This window comes from Vibrio sp. 1727, assembly GCF_033344415.1.
In the GTDB taxonomy this organism is placed as follows: domain Bacteria; phylum Pseudomonadota; class Gammaproteobacteria; order Enterobacterales; family Vibrionaceae; genus Vibrio; species Vibrio alginolyticus.
Window position 1 is genome coordinate 1 of sequence record NZ_JAWPOT010000254.1, and the last position, 709, is coordinate 709.

Below are 709 nucleotides of genomic sequence, written 5' to 3' on the forward strand. Positions count from 1 at the left end.
TGTAGCAAACGCGCTAGTTGAAAAAGGCATCGATGCATCACGCATCCAAGCTCGCGGTGAAGGTGAAAACAACCCAATCGCTTCAAACGATACTCGTGAAGGTCGTCAACAAAACCGTCGCGTAGAAATCGTTGTACCTGAGTTCGAATACCAAGTTCAGCAATAAGCTCCTACCCGACCGTAGAATAGCAGCCTAAAGCTGAATGCCCCGAAGAGTTCGCTCTTCGGGGCTTTTTTTATCTGTTCATTTTGTATCGCTTAATTTGTGAATGGTGGACACAAAAAAGAGAACCGGTTGATGACGGGTTCTCTTTTTGCGTTCGATAGAGGTTCAACTCTCGAAATCATTTTTAGCAGTGAAGCGAAATTTGTCTGAAGCGCTTTTAAGTTGTGTAAGTACGAGAGTGGATTACTTCAGATCGATGCTGTTGAGTCGGCCCATAAAAGTGAGGATTTCTAAGTTCTCTTTGTGGGCTTCTAGTAGTGCCTTTTTCGTTTGCATGTAAGCGGCAAGTTTGCCGTATTTGTTAATCGAACGTACTACCGTCTTGTATTTGTATTCACCCTTATCGTTAAACTCGCGCCATTTCGCAATGTAACAAGTGTCTCGGTTGTCTGGGTTCTCTAGGGTAGGGTTAGGCTTATGAACGATTTTAGGCTCAACGCTGTGCGGCAGACGCGTCATTAAGTACGGGTCTTTTAATAGACG

The 709-nt window shown here is 44.4% G+C and carries 2 protein-coding genes; one reads left to right on the forward strand and one right to left on the reverse strand.

From position 1 onward, the window contains the following. Positions 1-166 (forward strand): OmpA family protein (locus R8O10_RS25090; RefSeq protein ID WP_318191938.1); only part of this gene is annotated, 166 nt, incomplete at its 5' end. A 243-nt stretch (positions 167-409) separates the two neighbouring features. Here R8O10_RS25090 and R8O10_RS25095 read toward each other — a convergent pair. Continuing rightward, positions 410-709, reverse strand: a 300-nt coding sequence (locus R8O10_RS25095) for a hypothetical protein (RefSeq protein WP_318191937.1), incomplete at its 5' end; no start/stop codon positions are given.